13 protein-coding genes are annotated in these 14,977 nt (G+C 71.5%); 6 read left to right on the forward strand and 7 right to left on the reverse strand.

Going from position 1 to position 14,977, the window contains the following annotated elements:
• Positions 1-2,436 (reverse strand): FtsK/SpoIIIE family DNA translocase, encoded by a 2,436-nt coding sequence (locus BCF44_RS11430; RefSeq protein WP_116174141.1) that lies wholly within the window; start codon positions 2,434-2,436, stop codon positions 1-3.
• 72 nt (positions 2,437-2,508) lie between these two features.
• On the opposite strand from BCF44_RS11430, the gene BCF44_RS11435 reads away from it, so the two are divergent.
• Positions 2,509-3,423 carry an EamA family transporter gene (locus BCF44_RS11435; protein WP_116174142.1) on the forward strand — a complete coding sequence of 305 codons (915 nt, stop codon included), beginning with the start codon at positions 2,509-2,511 and terminating at the stop codon, positions 3,421-3,423.
• Between the two features lie 4 nt (positions 3,424-3,427).
• Here BCF44_RS11435 and BCF44_RS11440 read toward each other — a convergent pair whose 3' ends face one another.
• The 4 genes from BCF44_RS11440 to thyX form a co-directional block, all read right to left on the reverse strand.
• A complete protein-coding gene (locus BCF44_RS11440) occupies positions 3,428-5,125 on the reverse strand; it encodes a ribonuclease J (protein WP_116174143.1) in 1,698 nt (565 codons plus the stop codon).
• Entirely contained in the window at positions 5,122-6,033 is a 912-nt protein-coding gene (gene dapA / locus BCF44_RS11445; RefSeq protein WP_116174144.1) for a 4-hydroxy-tetrahydrodipicolinate synthase, read from the reverse strand. The genes BCF44_RS11440 and dapA overlap by 4 nt, the downstream gene beginning before the upstream one ends.
• Positions 6,034-6,261: 228 nt before the next feature.
• Positions 6,262-6,888: a TIGR03085 family metal-binding protein gene (locus BCF44_RS11450; RefSeq protein WP_116174145.1), complete on the reverse strand. Its 627-nt coding sequence runs from the start codon at positions 6,886-6,888 to the stop codon at positions 6,262-6,264.
• Between the two features lie 3 nt (positions 6,889-6,891).
• Positions 6,892-7,644: an FAD-dependent thymidylate synthase gene (gene thyX / locus BCF44_RS11455; protein ID WP_116174146.1), complete on the reverse strand. Its 753-nt coding sequence runs from the start codon at positions 7,642-7,644 to the stop codon at positions 6,892-6,894.
• Between the two features lie 129 nt (positions 7,645-7,773).
• Here thyX and BCF44_RS11460 point away from each other — a divergent pair, with 129 nt between their 5' ends.
• Entirely contained in the window at positions 7,774-8,382 is a 609-nt protein-coding gene (locus BCF44_RS11460) for a toxin-antitoxin system HicB family antitoxin (RefSeq protein WP_116174147.1), read from the forward strand.
• 12 nt (positions 8,383-8,394) lie between these two features.
• A complete protein-coding gene (locus BCF44_RS11465; protein WP_116174315.1) occupies positions 8,395-9,300 on the forward strand; it encodes a DUF4097 family beta strand repeat-containing protein in 906 nt (301 codons plus the stop codon).
• Positions 9,301-9,514: 214 nt separating this feature from the next.
• Here the strand turns inward: BCF44_RS11465 and BCF44_RS11470 are convergent, their stop codons facing one another.
• The gene (locus BCF44_RS11470) at positions 9,515-10,723 is read right to left on the reverse strand and encodes a winged helix-turn-helix domain-containing protein (RefSeq protein WP_116174316.1); all 1,209 of its coding nucleotides are present in this window, start codon (positions 10,721-10,723) and stop codon (positions 9,515-9,517) included.
• 244 nt (positions 10,724-10,967) lie between these two features.
• Here BCF44_RS11470 and BCF44_RS11475 point away from each other — a divergent pair, with 244 nt between their 5' ends.
• The 3 genes from BCF44_RS11475 (at position 10,968) to BCF44_RS11485 (ending at position 13,855) form a co-directional block, all read left to right on the forward strand.
• On the forward strand, positions 10,968-11,522 hold the full coding sequence (locus BCF44_RS11475; RefSeq protein WP_116174148.1) for a GNAT family N-acetyltransferase: 555 nt from the start codon (positions 10,968-10,970) through the stop codon (positions 11,520-11,522).
• A 72-nt stretch (positions 11,523-11,594) separates the two neighbouring features.
• On the forward strand, positions 11,595-13,220 hold the full coding sequence (locus tag BCF44_RS11480) for a transglycosylase domain-containing protein (RefSeq protein WP_116174149.1): 1,626 nt from the start codon (positions 11,595-11,597) through the stop codon (positions 13,218-13,220).
• An 86-nt stretch (positions 13,221-13,306) separates the two neighbouring features.
• Entirely contained in the window at positions 13,307-13,855 is a 549-nt protein-coding gene (locus BCF44_RS11485; RefSeq protein WP_246014948.1) for a hypothetical protein, read from the forward strand.
• Here the strand turns inward: BCF44_RS11485 and BCF44_RS11490 are convergent.
• On the reverse strand, positions 13,797-14,939 hold the full coding sequence (locus BCF44_RS11490) for an ROK family transcriptional regulator (protein ID WP_246014949.1): 1,143 nt from the start codon (positions 14,937-14,939) through the stop codon (positions 13,797-13,799). The two genes, BCF44_RS11485 and BCF44_RS11490, sit on opposite strands and share 59 nt — an antisense overlap.
• Positions 14,940-14,977: the final 38 nt, after the last annotated feature.

The raw sequence follows: 14,977 nt of genomic DNA on the forward strand, positions 1-14,977 counted from the left end.
TTACTCCTCTTCCTCGGGGTCGTCGCCGGGGACGCCGCCGCCGCGGATGGTGTACAGGACGGAGTCGAGTTCGTCGGGCTTGATGAGGACCTCGCGGGCCTTGGAGCCCTCGGAGGGGCCGACGACGCCGCGGGTCTCGAGGAGGTCCATGAGGCGGCCGGCCTTGGCGAAGCCCACGCGGAGCTTGCGCTGGAGCATGGACGTGGAGCCGAACTGGCTGGTGACGATGAGCTCCGTGGCCTGCACGAGGAGGTCGAGGTCGTCGCCGATGTCGGCGTCGATCTCCTTCTTCTCGGCGGACTTCGCCGAGGTGACGCCGTCGGTGTAGTCGGGCTGGGCCTGCTCCCGGGTGAAGGCCACGATGTTGTTGATCTCGTCGTCGCCGACGTAGGCGCCCTGGATGCGGACGGGCTTCGCCGCCCCCATGGGCAGGAACAGGCCGTCGCCCATGCCGATGAGCTTCTCGGCGCCGGGCTGGTCGAGGATGACGCGGGAGTCGGTCAGCGACGACGTGGCGAAGGCCAGCCGGGACGGCACGTTGGTCTTGATGAGGCCGGTGACGACGTCCACCGACGGCCGCTGGGTGGCGAGCACCAGGTGGATGCCGGCGGCGCGGGCCTTCTGGGTGATGCGGACGATGGCGTCCTCGACGTCGCGGGGCGCGGTCATCATGAGGTCGGCGAGCTCGTCGACGATGGCGAGAATGTAGGGCCGCGGCCGGTATTCGCGCTCGGAGCCGGGCGGCGCGGTGATCTCGCCGGACCGCACCTTGCGGTTGAAGTCGTCGATGTGCCGGACCTTGTTGACCTGCATGTCCTGGTACCGCTGCTCCATCTCCTCCACCAGCCAGGCCAGCGCGGCGGCGGCCTTCTTCGGCTGGGTGATGATGGGCGTGATCAGGTGCGGAATGCCCTCGTACGGCGTGAGTTCGACCATCTTCGGGTCGATCAGGATCATCCGGCACTCGTCGGGCGTGGCCCGCGCCAGCAGCGACACCAGCATCGAGTTGACGAAGCTCGACTTGCCGGAGCCGGTGGAGCCGGCGACCAGCAGGTGCGGCATCTTCGCCAGGTTCGCGGTCACGAAGTGACCCTCGATGTCCTTGCCCAGACCGACGATCAGCGGGTGCTGGTCCTGCACGGTGCTGGGCGCCTTCAGGACGTCGCTGAGCCGGACCATCTCGCGGTCGCTGTTGGGCACCTCGATGCCCACGGCGGACTTGCCGGGGATCGGCGCGAGCAGCCGCACGTTGTCGGTGGCGGCGGCGTACGCGATGTTCTTGGTCAGGGCGGTGATCTTCTCGACCTTCACGCCCGGCCCGAGCTCGACCTCGTACCGGGTGACGGTCGGGCCGCGGGTGAAGCCGGTGACCTGCGCGTCGATGGAGAACTGCTCCAGCACGCCGGTGATGGCCTCGATCATGGAGTCGTTGGCCCGGCTACGCGACTTCGGCGGATCCCCGGCCTGGAGCATGTCCAGCGACGGCAAGGTGTAGTCGCCCTCGACGGCTCGTGGCGCGACAGGCTTCTCTGCCGCGGCGGGGGCCTTGCGCGGCGCGGCGGGCTTGGCCACGGGCCGGGCGACCGGTTCGGGCTCGTCGGTCGGAAGTTCCAGCTGCTGCGGCGCTTCCTCGGCGTCGGCGGCCTGACGGCGTCGCGACGGCCGCCGCAGCCGCACAGCCGAGCTGTCCTTCTCGGTGACGTCGTCGGTGGGTGTGGCCTCCGAAGCCGACGGCGACGTCGAAGTCGACGGCGTGGCCGACTGGTCGACCAGCGCACGGAGTCGGTTCGGCACCTCGCGAATGGGCGTGCCGGTGAGCAGCAGCACGCCGTACACGGCGACGAGTCCGAGCAGCGGCACGGCAACCCAGCCGGTGAGGCCCTGGGCGAGGAAATGCCCGGCGAGCCAACCGAGCGCGCCGCCGGCGTCGCCGCTCTCGGAGGCGAGTTCGGGCGCGCCGAGGAACAGGTGCAGCAGGCCGAGCACGGACAGTCCGAGCAGCACCATGCCGAAGACGATGCGGGGCCGCGCCTCGGGCAGCGGGTCGGACCGCATCAGCACGACGCCGATGAACAGCAGCACCAGCGGCAGCACGTAGGCGGCGGCGCCGATGACGCTGCGCACCGCCATGTCCAGCCAGCCGCCGACGGGGCCGCCGGCGTGCCACCAGACGCCCGCGGCGAAGATCACGCCGAGCCCGATCATCACCATCGCCAGGCCGTCCCGGCGGTGCGCGGGGTCGAGCTCCTTGGTCCGCCCGACCGCGCGGGCGATGCCGCCGAGGCCCTTGGCCACGACGCCCCAACTCGCCTTCGCCGGGCTGGCGGCGGGCTTCCGTGCCGCCGCCTTGCCCCGGGGCTTGGTCGCGGGACGGGGCTTGGACGTGCTTCTCCCGCGCGTGGGGGTCCGCTTCGAAGTCGTCGTCCGGCCTGCCATGCCCCTACGGTAGCCCTTTCACTTCCGTCACATACGTCACGGCAGCGCAACTCGCTGATCGAGACTGGCCCCGTGACCACCGCACGTGTCCGCGCCACCCTGGCCAGCCTGCTCTCCGCGATCACCTTCGGCTTCTCCGGGCTGCCGGCCAAGGTGGCCTACGACGCCGGCTTCACGCCGCTCCAGGTCACGGCCGTCCGCATCGTGCTGACGGCGCTCGTGCTGCTCGCCTTCGTCGCCCCGTTCACCGGCCTGCCGAGGCCGGCGTCGTGGCGGCTCGTGCTCGGCTACGCCCTGCTCGGCGTGATCGGCAGCCCGCTGCTGTACTTCGTGGCGGTCTCCCGCATCCCGGTCGGCGTGGCGATGGTGCTGGAGTTCCTCGCCCCGGTGCTGGTCGCGCTGTGGATCCGGTTCGTGCGGCGCACCCGCCTGCCCGCCTCGATGTGGGTCGGCACCGTGCTGGCGCTGGTCGGGTTGGCGATGATCGCCCAGCTCTTCGACGGGGTGCGGTTCGACCTGGTCGGCACGCTCGCCGGGCTCGGCGCGGCGGTGGGCACGGCCGCGTACTACCTGATCGGCGAGCACGCCGCCAAGGACGGCGACCCGCTGGCGCTGACCACCGGCGGCATGGTGGTCGGCGCGGTGCTGATCAGCCTGGTCAGCCCGCCGTGGGCGCTGCCGTGGCACGCCATGACGACACCCACGGTGATCGGCCCGGTGTGGCTGGGCCTGGTGCTGTTGGCGCTGGTCAGCACGGCTTTCGCGTACGTCGCCGGGGTCGTGGCGCTGCGACACCTGCCGTCGGCCGCGGCGTCCGTGCTGGGGCTGGTGGAGCCGCTCGTCGCCACGCTGGCGGCGTGGTGGGTGCTGGGCCAGGTGCTGACCTGGGGTCAGGTCGTCGGGGCCGTCGTGCTGTTGGCCGGCGCCGCCATCGTGCAGGTCGCCGCCGGCCGTCGCATCGAGCCGGACACCCCGCCGGCGCTGTGAGAACTCAGACCGGGATCACCGTGGGGATGATCATCGGCCGGCGGCGGTAGGACTCGGCGACCCAGCGGCCGACGACGCGGCGCACGGCCTGGGCGATGCGGTGCGTGTCGGTGATGCCCTCGGCCTCGGTCCGCGACAGCTCCATCTCCACCAGCGGCACGACCTGGTCCAGGGCCTTGGGATCGTCGGAGAAGCCGCGGCCGGAGATGGTCGGCGGCGCGACGGCCCGGCCACTAGCGGTGTCCACGGCGACGGTGATGCTGATGAAGCCGCCCTCGCCGAGGATGAGCCGGTCGGACAGGGTGGACTCACCGACGTCGCCGACCGACAGGCCGTCCACGTAGACGTGCCCGACCTCGACCCGCCCGGAGATGGCGGCCTTGCCGTCGACCAGGTCGACGACGACGCCGTCCTCGGCGATGACCACCTGCTCGGCGGCGACGCCGGTGCGGATGGCCAGCTCGGCGTTGGCCCGCAGGTGCTTCCACTCGCCGTGCACGGGCATCACGTTGCTGGGCCGCACCGCGTTGTACAGGAACAGCAGCTCACCGGCGGCGGCGTGGCCGGACACGTGCACCTTGGCGTTGCCCTGGTGCACCACGTGCGCGCCTAGCCGGACGAGGCCGTTGACGACGCCGAACACGGCGGTCTCGTTGCCGGGGATCATGGAGCTGGCCAGCACGACGGTGTCGCCGGAGCGGATGGAGATCTGCCGGTGCTCGCCGCGGGCCATCCGGGACAGCGCCGACAGCGGCTCGCCCTGCGACCCGGTGGACACGAACAAGACCTCGTCCTCGGGCATCAGCATCGCGGCGTCGAGGTCGACGAGCAGCCCGTCCGGCACGTGCAGCAGCCCCAGGTCGGCGGCGATGCCCATGTTGCGGACCATGGACCGGCCGACGAGCGCGATCCGGCGGCCGTGCTTCACCGCGACGTCGAGGATCTGCTGCACCCGGTGCACGTGGCTGGCGAAACAGGCCACGATGACCCGCTGCGTCGCCTTGCCGATGACCTGGTCCAGCACCGGCCCGATCTCCCGCTCGGGGGTGACGAAGCCGGGCACCTCGGCGTTGGTGGAGTCGACCAGGAACAGGTCGACGCCCTCGTCACCGAGCCGGTGGAAGCCGGCCAGGTCGGTGAGCCGGTTGTCCAGCGGCAGCTGGTCGAGCTTGATGTCGCCGGTGTGCAGGACCAGGCCGGCCGCGGTGCGGATGGCGATCGCGATGGCGTCCGGGATGGAGTGGTTGACGGCGAAGTACTCCAGCTCGAACGGCCCGTGCTGGGTGCGCTCGCCCTCGGCCACCTCGACCAGCACGGGCGAGAGCCGGTGCTCCTTGCACTTGGCGGCCAGCAGCGCGAGCGTGAACTTGGAGCCGATGACCGGCACATCGGGGCGGCTGCGCAGGAGGAACGGCGCGGCGCCGATGTGGTCCTCGTGGCCGTGCGTGAGCACGATGGCCTCGATGTCGTCCAGGCGGTCCTCGATGGCGCGGAAGTCCGGCAGGATCAGGTCGACGCCGGGCTGCATGTCCTCGGGGAACAGCACGCCGCAGTCGACGATGAGCAGCCGGCCGGCGTGCTCGAACACGGTCATGTTTCGGCCGACCTCGCCGATTCCGCCCAGCGCGACGATGCGCAGGCCGCCGTCGGCCAGCGGGGGCGGGTTGTTGCTCGGACGAGAGGGAATGATCACGTCGGTCATGCGGCCACCTCCAGGCCCAGCGAGCGCAGCACATCGGCGAGCATGGCGGTCTGCTCCGCGGTGGCCGGCACCAGCGGCAGCCTCGGCTCGCCGACGTCGATGCCGGTCAGCCGCAGCGCGGTCTTGGCGAAGATCACGCCGCCGATCGCGGCCATCGCGCGGTGCAGCGGCAGCAGCTCGTTGTGCACGGCCCGAGCGCCGGCCAGGTCGTCGGCCTCCACGGCCTCGACCATGGCGCGCAGTCGGTGGCCGACGACGTGCCCGATGACGCTGACCATGCCGACGGCGCCGACGGACAGCCACGGCAGGTTCAGCGGGTCGTCGCCGGAGTACAGCGCGAGATCCGTGCCGGAGATCACCTCGCTGCCGGCCAGCAGGTCGCCCTTGGCGTCCTTGACGGCCACGATGCGCGGGTGGTCGGCGAGCTGGCGGATGGTGTCCACCTCGATCGGCACCACCGCGCGCGCCGGGATGTCGTACAGCATCACGGGCAGGCCGGTGGCGTCGGCGACGGCCCGGAAGTGGGCGTAGACACCGGCCTGCGGCGGCCGCGAGTAGTACGGCGTCACCGACAGGATGCCGTGCGCGCCGGCCTTCTCGATCAGCTGCACCTGACGCACCGAGTGCGCGGTGTCGTAGCTGCCGGCGCCGGAGACCACGGTCGCGCGGTCGCCGACGGCGTCCACCACGGCCCGCACCAGCTCGGCCTTCTCGCCCTCGGTGGTGGTCGGCGACTCGCCGGTGGTGCCGTTGACCACGAGCCCGTCATGCCCGAGGTCCACCAGCCGGGCCGCCAACTCCTGGGCTTTGTCCAGGTCGAGCGCGCCGTCCCGGTCGAACGGTGTGATCATGGCGGTGAGCACCCGGCCGAAGGGCCGTCCTGGTGCGCTGGTGGGACTCCCGGTCATGGCCAAGACGCTACCCGGTCAGGTCACGGACCAGCATCGCGAGGCCTTGGAGCCCTCCGACCCGGTCGCGAGGCCCCGCCGATGCTTCGCACGGTTGCTGGATTTCGATCGGCCGCCACCCACCGCACCCACCACCGAGCCCGATGCGGCTGATCGAAATCCAGCAAGGGCGAGGCCCCGGCCCCAAGGGGCCGAGCCGCGACGCCGAAGGCGGCGCCAAACACACAGTCACACGCCGCGATCGAGGCCCTTGACCCGTGCCACCGCGGTCTGCTCGCCGTCGAACTCCAGGCGCACCTGGTCCCGTCCGGACAGGAACAGCACGAGCTCACCGGGCTCGCCGGTGATCGTCACGGTGTTCGGGCCGCGCTTGGCGACGACCTCGCTCCCGTTGGGACGGCGCAGGATCACGCCGACGGGGCTGTTGCGGAAGGTCAGCTTGCTGCTGCGGGACAGCATCTTCCACAGCGCGGCGTCGCGCACCGGCTCCGGGGCCCGCGGCTCCCAGTCGGGCTGGGCCCGCCGCAGGTCCTCCAGGTGCACGAACATCTCGACGGTGTTGGCGAGCTCGTCGAAGCCGGGGATGGCGAACACCGACAGCGCCGGCGGGCCGCTGCGCACCAGGTCGATCAGCTGCGGCCACGGCTTCTCGGCGTAGGAGTCCTGCACCCGCTGGGTGTGCGGGGCGAACGCCTTGAGCACGATGCCCGGCGAGGCGTCGATGCGCCGCTCCCGGACGGCCAGGTGCGCGGCCAGGTCGCGGGCGGTCCAGCCCTCGCACAGGGTCGGGGCGTCCGGCCCCAGGTCCTCGAACGCCTCGCAGATCAGCCGGCGTTCCTCGCTCGCCACGCCCATCGGTCAGCCCTCGGTCACGAACGGGCTGGAGGCCACCTCGGTGCCGTCGCCCAGCGTGGAGATGACGAAGTCCTCGAACACGTTCGCGGCGACCTTCTTGAGCTGGCGCAAGCACTCGATGGCCAGCGCGCGGATCTCCACGTCGGCGCCCTCGGTGGCGCGCATGGCGACGAAGTGCCGCCAGGCCCGGTAGTTGCCGGTGACCACGATGCGGGTCTCGGTGGCGTTGGGCAGCACCGCGCGGGCGGCCTGCCGGGCCTGCTTGCGCCGCAGCGTGCCGCTGGGCACGTCGGCGAACTTCTTCTCCAGGCCCTCCAGCAGCTCGTTGTAGGCCTTGACGCTGGCCTCGGCCGCCTCGACGAACTTGGCGTGCAGCTCCGGGTCGTTGGCGATGACGTCAGGCTCGACCATGGCTGCGTCGCGCTCGGGCACGTAGCGCTGGGACAGCTGCGAGTACGAGAAGTGCCGGTGCCGGATCAGCTCGTGGGTCAGCGACCGGGACAGCCCGCTCAGGTAGAAGCTGACCGTGCCGTGCTCCAGCACGGACAGGTGGCCGATCTCGATGATGTGCCGCAGGTAGCCGGCGTTGGTGGCGGTCCTGGGGTTCGGCTTGGACCACGACTGGTAGCAGGCGCGGCCGGCGAACTCGGCGAGCGCCTCGCCGCCGTCACCGTCGGTGGACCAGGGCACGTCCGCCGGCGGGAAGAACTCCGTCTTGGCGATGAGCTGCACCTTCAGCGGCACCGTCTCGGTCACGAGTTGTGTCTCCTACTCCCCGGTGGCGATTCACCCGAGCGTAGACGACCGTGACCGTGACATCATGGCGACACCACCACTGACGTCACAACCCTTGACTGACGTCACGAGTGATGTCAGAGTGACGTCATGGATCTCACGCCGTACATCGCAACGTTGCGCGAGGACCTCACGACCGCCGCCGCAGCCGGGGACGACCAGACCCGCCGCACCGCAGCCGTGCTGTCCGCCGCGCTGGAGCCGGCCGTCCGGCTGGCCATCATGAACGCGCTGTCGGACCTCGCCGCCGAGGTCACCGCGTCGCTCGACGACCACGTCGTCAGCCTGCGGCTGGACGGCCGGGACGTGAACGTGGTGGTCACCTCCACCGCGCCGGCCGACGAGCCCACCGCCGAGGACACCGCCGCGAGCGCCGCCTTCATCGGCGACCCGACCGGCGACATCAGCCGCATCACGGTCCGGCTCATGGAGGAGCTGAAGGCCAAGGCCGAGCAGGCCGCCTCCGCGCAGGGGCAGTCGCTGAACGCCTTCGTGGCGCAGGCCGTGCAGGGGGCGCTGAACAACCAGCACCGGGGCGGGCGCGGCCGGGGCCGCAACCGCGGCCAGTGGTGGGACGACAACCGGAACTGGGGCGGCCACGGCGGGGGCCGCGGCTGGCCGGGATGGAACGACCAGGGCCCGGGCCAGGGACGCGGCGGCCAGGGCGGCTCGCGCGTCAGCGGCTGGGTCGAGGGCTGAGGGGTGGAGACGATGACCGAGACCGAGAGCGCACCCGGCGAGGACGGCTGGTTCGTCCGCGAGGAGGAGTTCGAGGCGTCCGGCCCGATCGAGATCGACGTCGCGATCGGCGCCGGCCGGATCGAGGTGCGGCTGACCGAGCGCACCGGCGTGCGGGTGACCGTGCGGCACGACGCGGACGCCGCCGACCAGTGGGTGCCGGGGCTGTCCGGGCTGATCAACTGGGTCAGCGGCCAGTTCGGCACGCCGGCCGAGGGCTCGCCGGACGACGCCGTGCGGCAGACCCGGATCGACCTGACCGCGAGCCGCCTGGTGGTGGCCTCGCCGAAGCCGCTGCCGATGCGCGCCGTGCCGCTGGCGATCGTGATCGAGGCGCCCAACGGCTCGCACGTGGAGTCCAAGAGCGGCTCCGCGTCGCTGGTCACCACCGGGTCGGCCGGCCGGCTGAACGTGATCAGCGGCACCGGTGACGTCAGCGTCGACCGCGCCGACGGCGTCGCCAGCGTCAACAGCGGCTCGGCGGCCGTCCGCCTCGGCCCGATGATGGGCGGCGTCCGGGTGAAGTCCGGCTCCGGCGACATCGAGGTGTCGTCAGTCGGCGGCCGCAGCGCCCTGTTCACCGGCAGCGGCGACGTGTGGCTGGGGGCCGTGCAGTCCGACGTCATGGTGCGCACCGGCACCGGTGACGTCACCGTGGCCGATGCCGCCTGCGGCGCCATCGAGCTCGTCACCGGCAGCGGGGAGCTTCGGGTGGCGGTGCGGTCCGGCACCGCCGCCCAGGTCGACCTGGTGTCGCATGCCGGCCAGGCGCGCAGCGAGCTGGACGTGTCGTCCACGCCGCCGGCCCAGGAGCCCAAGCTCACCATCCGGGGACGCACCGGTTCCGGCAACGCGGTGATCACCACCGCGGTCGGCTGACCGGCGCTGGGGGTGACGGGGTACGGCTTCCACCGGGGGGAGGTGGAAGGCGTACCCCGCCCAGGCTCCCGGGGCCGCCCAACCTCCGTGGGGCGGTCCCGGGCCGCATCCCCTCCCCAGCCCGTCCATCGTGCGGGGAGGGGATTCCCGGGTGCCAGGGAGTCGGCACCCAGACACCCGGGATTTGTGCGGCCCGACCGCATTGAGTGGGGGGTCAGACCAGGGCGCCCAGGCGGGGCGCCAGATCACCCCGCTTCCCGACGACGACGCCGTCCAGGCCGAGCCAGTCGGCCATCAGCCGCAGCTCCTCGGCGAGTTCGTGCGCCACGTGCGCGTGATCGACGCCGATCTCCGCGAAGGCGCCCGGCACCCGCAGCACGCCGGCGGCGCGGTCGGCCTTGAGGTCGACGCGGGCCACCAGGTCCTCGCCGAGCAGGAACGGGAACACGTAGTAGCCGTGCACCCGCTTCGGCTCCGGGACGTAGATCTCGATGCGGTAGAAGAAGTCGAACAGCCGCTCCGTGCGGTCCCGCTCCCAGATCAGCGGATCGAACGGGCAGAGCAGCGCCCGCGCCTCGACTCGCCGCGGCGTGCGCGCATCGACGTGCCGATACGCCTGGTGCCGCCACCCGTCCACCGTGACGGGCTCCAACACGCCCTCCTCCACCAGATCCGCCACCGCCTGCTGCGACCGCGACGGCTTGAGCCGGTAGTAGTCACGGAGATCGGGCTCGGTCGCGACGCCCAGCGCCGCGGCCGACTTCGCGATCAGCTGCCGGGCCGCGTCCTCCCCCGAGATCTCCGGCGCCGAGTAGACCTCCGGCGGCAGCACCCGCTCCGTCAGGTCGTAGTAGCGCTCGAAGCCCCGGCGCGTGCCGGTGGTCAGCTCCCCCGTGGCGAACAGGTACTCGCAGGTCCGCTTCACGTCCGACCGGTTCCACCAGCCGCCGCGCGCCTTCTCCCGCGCCACTTTCAGGCCCAGCTCGTCCTCCAGCGCGCCGGCGGTGATCGGGCCGAGGTCCTTCACCGCCGTCAGCACCTCCTCGGCCAGCCGCTCCCCGCCCGCGCTCTGCCAGTACGCGTTCGGGTGTTCCTTGTGCGCACGCATTCGCCACCGCAGCAGCGGCCAGTCCGCCACCGGGATCAGGCACGCCACGTGCGCCCAGTACTCGACGAGCATCCGCGGCCGCCGCGTGCTGTGCGACCACGCCGCCTCGTCCAGCAGGCCCGCCGGGTAGTTGCCGAGCCGGCTGAACAGCGGGGCGTAGTGGGCGCGCACCGCGACGTTCACCGAGTCCAGCTGGAGCACCTGCGTCCGGGCGAGCACCCCCTGGAGGTGTCGCCTGGTCACCGCGCCGTTGGGCCGCGCCTGGGCGAACCCCTGCGCGGCGAGAGCGGTCCGCCGGGCCGCCAAGTGAGACATCTTGAGCACCCGAAAGATGCTGCCACGCACCCCTGACAGTTTCTTTGGCCCCGCCTTCGGCGGGGCGGTTCGGCCGCTCTGATCCGGTGCCTTCGCTTGCTGGATTTCGATCGCGCGCGTCCGCCTGGGTGGTGGGGCGCGTCGGACGGCGCACGATCGAAATCCAGCAACCGCTCCAGGCACCGGCGCGGCCTCACGGGACACCACCGACCGGGGCGCCTGCGCCGGCCGCTAGGTTTTCTCCGTGGCTGAAGCGTCTGTCCGACCTGCCGTGCTCGCCGACGTCGAGGAGATCGCGCGGATCCAGCGCGACACCTGGCGCACCGCCTACCGGGATCTCCTGCCGGCGGAGGTGCTGGCGGGGCTCGACCCGGTGGACGCGGTCCGGGAGCTGGTGGAGCAGGGCACGGCGACGGTGCACGTTGCGACCGAGGGCGAGTGGACGGTGGGCTTCTGCGTGGTGGGCCCGGCCCCGGACAGCGAGGTCGCGGAGGCGGACGGCACGCTGCCGGCGGACGCGGACACCACCGGGCTGGTGGCGACGCTGCTGGTGGAACCCCGCTGGGGCAGGCGGGGCCACGGCGGCCGGCTGCTCGCGGCGGCGGCGGAAACGCTGCGCAACGGAGGCGCGACACGGGGCGTGAGCTGGGTGCCGGAGGCGGACCGCGCGTCGCTGGGCTTCTACCGCTCGGTGGGCTGGGAAACCGACGGCGTGGTGCGCACGTTGGACGCCGGTGGCCGGCCGCTGCGCGAGGCCCGCGTGACCGGTCCCGTCGACCTGAAACTGATCAATTCCTGAACCCGGGACAACCCCCGAGGCGTCAACGGAGTCGTACCCCCCGAACAGTCGGGATTGGGGAAGGACAACCGAGTGCGCCTCATCGACTACCCGCGGCGGAACAAGCGGGGCATCCGCCGCTGGCTGCCCTCGTGGAAGCTCGTGCTGGGCACCTCGATGACCGTGGTGGTCGGCCTGGTCGCCGGCTTCTTCGTGGCGGTGGCCACGGTCCAGATCCCCGAGCCCAACAAGGATGCGTTGCAGCAGGCCACGATCTTCACCTACGCCGACGCGTCCACCCAGATCACGCACGTCGGCGTGAACCGCCGGCCGGTCACCTTCGAGCAGATCCCGCTGGTGGTGCGGCAGGCCGTGCTCGCCGCCGAGGACCGCACCTTTTACAGCGACCCGGGCGTCTCCCCGATGGGCCTGTTGCGGGCCCTCAAGAACGACGTCACCAGCAGCGGCGACGGCAACCTCCAGGGCGGCTCGACGATCACCCAGCAGTTCGTCAAGAACTACTACCTCACCCAGCAGCAGACGCTGTCCCGCAAGCTGAACGAGGTGCTGGTCTCGATCAAACTGGACCAGGTGAAGTCCAAGGACGCCATCCTGGTCGACTACCTGAACACCATCTTCTTCGCCCGCGGCGCCTACGGCATCGAATCGGCCTCGCTGGCGTACTTCGGCGTCGACATCACGCAGCTGACCGACCCGGCCAAGGCCGCCTACATCGCGGCGATCATCCAGTCGCCGTACTACTACGCGACCGCGGACAAGGACCCGAAGGCCGCGAAGGCGTTGCAGGACAGGTGGAAGTACGTGCTGGACGGCATGGTCGCCGAGCACGAGATCTCCGCGCAGCAGCGGGCCTCGATGCAGTTCCCGACGCCGGTCAAGTACGAGCCGGACGACATGGGCGGCATGAACGGCTACATGGTCGACGCGGCGATGCAGAACTTGGACCGCCTGCACGCTCAGGATCCGAACGTGCCGGACTCCAACACCGTGGCCCGCGGCGGTTACACCGTGGTGACCACGTTCCGTCAGGACTACATGCAGGCGGCGCAGAAGGCCGCGAGCGACCAACTGTCCAAATTGGACTCCAGCAGGCCGGCCGACCAGAACGTCCACATCGGACTGGCCTCGGTCGACGACAAGACCGGTGCGGTGCTGGGCTTCTACGGCGGGCCGGACTACCTCAAGCAGGCCTTCAACGACGCCTTCTCCGCCGCCGGCCCGCTCGGCGACGACGTGGAGAGCTTCCTGCGCAAGGCCATTCCGGCCGATCACTACCAGGACACCGGCTTCGACTTCATCCCCGGCACCAAGGCGCTGGCCACCACGCCGCTGCGGGCGGCGTCGGCGCTGAGCTCCGTGGACAACTTCGGCCGGTACAACCAGCCGTTCGAGGTCTCCGAGATCATGCAGAACGGCGAGGTCATCTGGCGGGCCCAGCCCAACACGATCGACCTCTACGGCGAGGACGCCACGATCGCGCCGGTCGCCCAGCGCAAGTACGCCGGGGTCAGCGGCACCGACGTGCCCAAGTGGTGGGCGTGGAACCTGCTGGACTACAACAACGTGACCACCGCGATCAACATGTTCGCCGTGCCGGCCGACGGCAAGGGCAACAAGGCCCTGATCGGCATGACCGGCGGCGCGTCGGAGAACCTGGCCGGGGTCCTGAACGAGTACTTCGAGGCGACCCAGAGGTAGTCCTCCAGGTGGAGGAAAACCCACCGGGAATGGGCCCGTAGCACGACTCCGATGCCAGCGCGACTCCGGTAACCTCGGTCCGGGAAGTGATCATCCGGTCCGGGGAGGAAAGCGCCGTGCTGCTGTGGCTGCTGCTCTCCCTGGGCGTCGCCGTCGGCTCGGCCCTGTGCCCGCTGATCAGCGTGGAGCTGTTCCTGGTCGGCATGATCGCGAACGGGCACCACCCGCCGATCGCGTGCTGGATCCTCGGCGGCGTGGTGGCGGTCGGCCAGGTCGTCGGCAAGCTGCTCTACTTCTTCGCCGCCCGCGGCCGGATCACGCTGCCGACGTGGTTGCAGCCCAAGGACAAACCCCGCCGCCAGACCTGGTGGACGACCGCGTGGGCCAAGGTCGGCGTGTGGTTCGGGGCGCTGCGGGCACAGTGCGAGAAGCGTCCCAAGCTGATGATCGCGACCACCGGCGTCAGCTCCGTGGTCGGCATGCCGCCGTTCATGGCGACCACCGTGCTGGCCGGCGTGGCGCGGATGTCCGTGCTGGTGTTCGTGGGGGTGACCCTGGCCGGCCGGTTCATCCGGTTCACCGCGCTGGCAGCGTCACCGCACCTGTTGAGCCACGTGCTGCCCCACTTCGCGTGATCAGGTCCTGGATGCCGACGACGGCGGCGCCGCGCGCCCACTCGTCGAACGGCAGCGGCCGGACCACCAGCTCGCACGCCGCGGCGGCGCCGAAGGCCTGCGCGGCCAGGGCCTGCCGGATCTGGTCGGCGTACAGGTCGTAGCCGCCGACGGCCTCGCCGGTGAGCACGATCCGTTCCGGGCCGACCAAGTTCGCCACCGCCGCCAGCGCCAGCCCGAGGGCGCGACCGGCGCGTTCGAACACGGCGTGCACGGCCGGATCGCCGCTGCGGCCCAGCGAGATCGCCTCGGCCATGGTCAACTGCCGCCCGACGACCGCCGAGCAGCCGGCCAGCACCACGCGATCCGCCGCGAGCGCCTCGACGCAGCCCCGCCCGCCGCAGTAGCACTCGGGCCCGTCCACGTCGATCGCCACGTGGCCGAGCTCGCCGGCCGGCAGCAGCACGTCGTTGACGACGAGCCCGCAGCCGATGCCGGTGCCGGCCGTGACCAGCGCGAACGAGGACACGCCGACGCCCGCGCCGAACCAGTGCTCGGCGACGGTCAGCGCCCGCACATCGTTCTCGATCAGGGTCGGCAGGCCGGTGGCGGCCGAGACCAGGTCGGCCAGCGGCACGTCCCGCCAGTTCAGGAACGGCGAGAAGCGCACCATGCCGGTGTCGCGCAGCACGTCGCCGGACAGCGAGACGCCCAGGCAGGCCACGTCGTGCCCGACGGCCAGCCCACGGCAGACGTCGGCGACGACCTCGATGACGTCGGCGACGGCGGTCGAGGTCAACGGGCGGTGCACCGCCTCGCGGGTGACGCCGCACAGATCCGTGCGCACCGCGATCACCTCGTCGGCGGTGAGCTTCACGCCGAGGAAGTACGCGCGCTCGGCCACCACGTGCAGCGGCATCGCCGGGCGGCCCAGCCGGGCCGGCGCGCGGTCGTCGGGGCGCTCGACCAGGTAGCCGGCGTCCACCAGCGGGCGCACCGCCTTGGTCACCGCCGCGGGCGACAGGCCGGTCCGCGCCGTGACCTCGACACGCGAGATCGGGCCGTGCCGCAGCACCGCGGCGAACACCTGCACCGCGGCTGACACGACGTTGACCATAGCAAACATTGTTTCCTTCAGAAATT

The sequence above is a fragment of the Kutzneria buriramensis genome (assembly GCF_003387475.1).
Lineage (GTDB): Bacteria > Actinomycetota > Actinomycetes > Mycobacteriales > Pseudonocardiaceae > Kutzneria > Kutzneria buriramensis.

Bases quoted from the DNA above. Each gene is read 5' to 3' on its own strand.
- dapA (WP_116174144.1), bottom strand. From the start codon at position 6,033: ATGACCGGGAGTCCCACCAGCGCACCAGGACGGCCCTTCGGCCGGGTG.
- BCF44_RS11440 (WP_116174143.1), bottom strand. From the start codon at position 5,125: ATGACCGACGTGATCATTCCCTCTCGTCCGAGCAACAACCCGCCCCCG.
- BCF44_RS11460 (WP_116174147.1), top strand. From the start codon at position 7,774: ATGGATCTCACGCCGTACATCGCAACGTTGCGCGAGGACCTCACGACC.
- BCF44_RS11470 (WP_116174316.1), bottom strand. From the start codon at position 10,723: ATGTCTCACTTGGCGGCCCGGCGGACCGCTCTCGCCGCGCAGGGGTTC.
- BCF44_RS11430 (WP_116174141.1), bottom strand. From the start codon at position 2,436: ATGGCAGGCCGGACGACGACTTCGAAGCGGACCCCCACGCGCGGGAGA.
- BCF44_RS11450 (WP_116174145.1), bottom strand. From the start codon at position 6,888: ATGGGCGTGGCGAGCGAGGAACGCCGGCTGATCTGCGAGGCGTTCGAG.
- BCF44_RS11465 (WP_116174315.1), top strand. From the start codon at position 8,395: ATGACCGAGACCGAGAGCGCACCCGGCGAGGACGGCTGGTTCGTCCGC.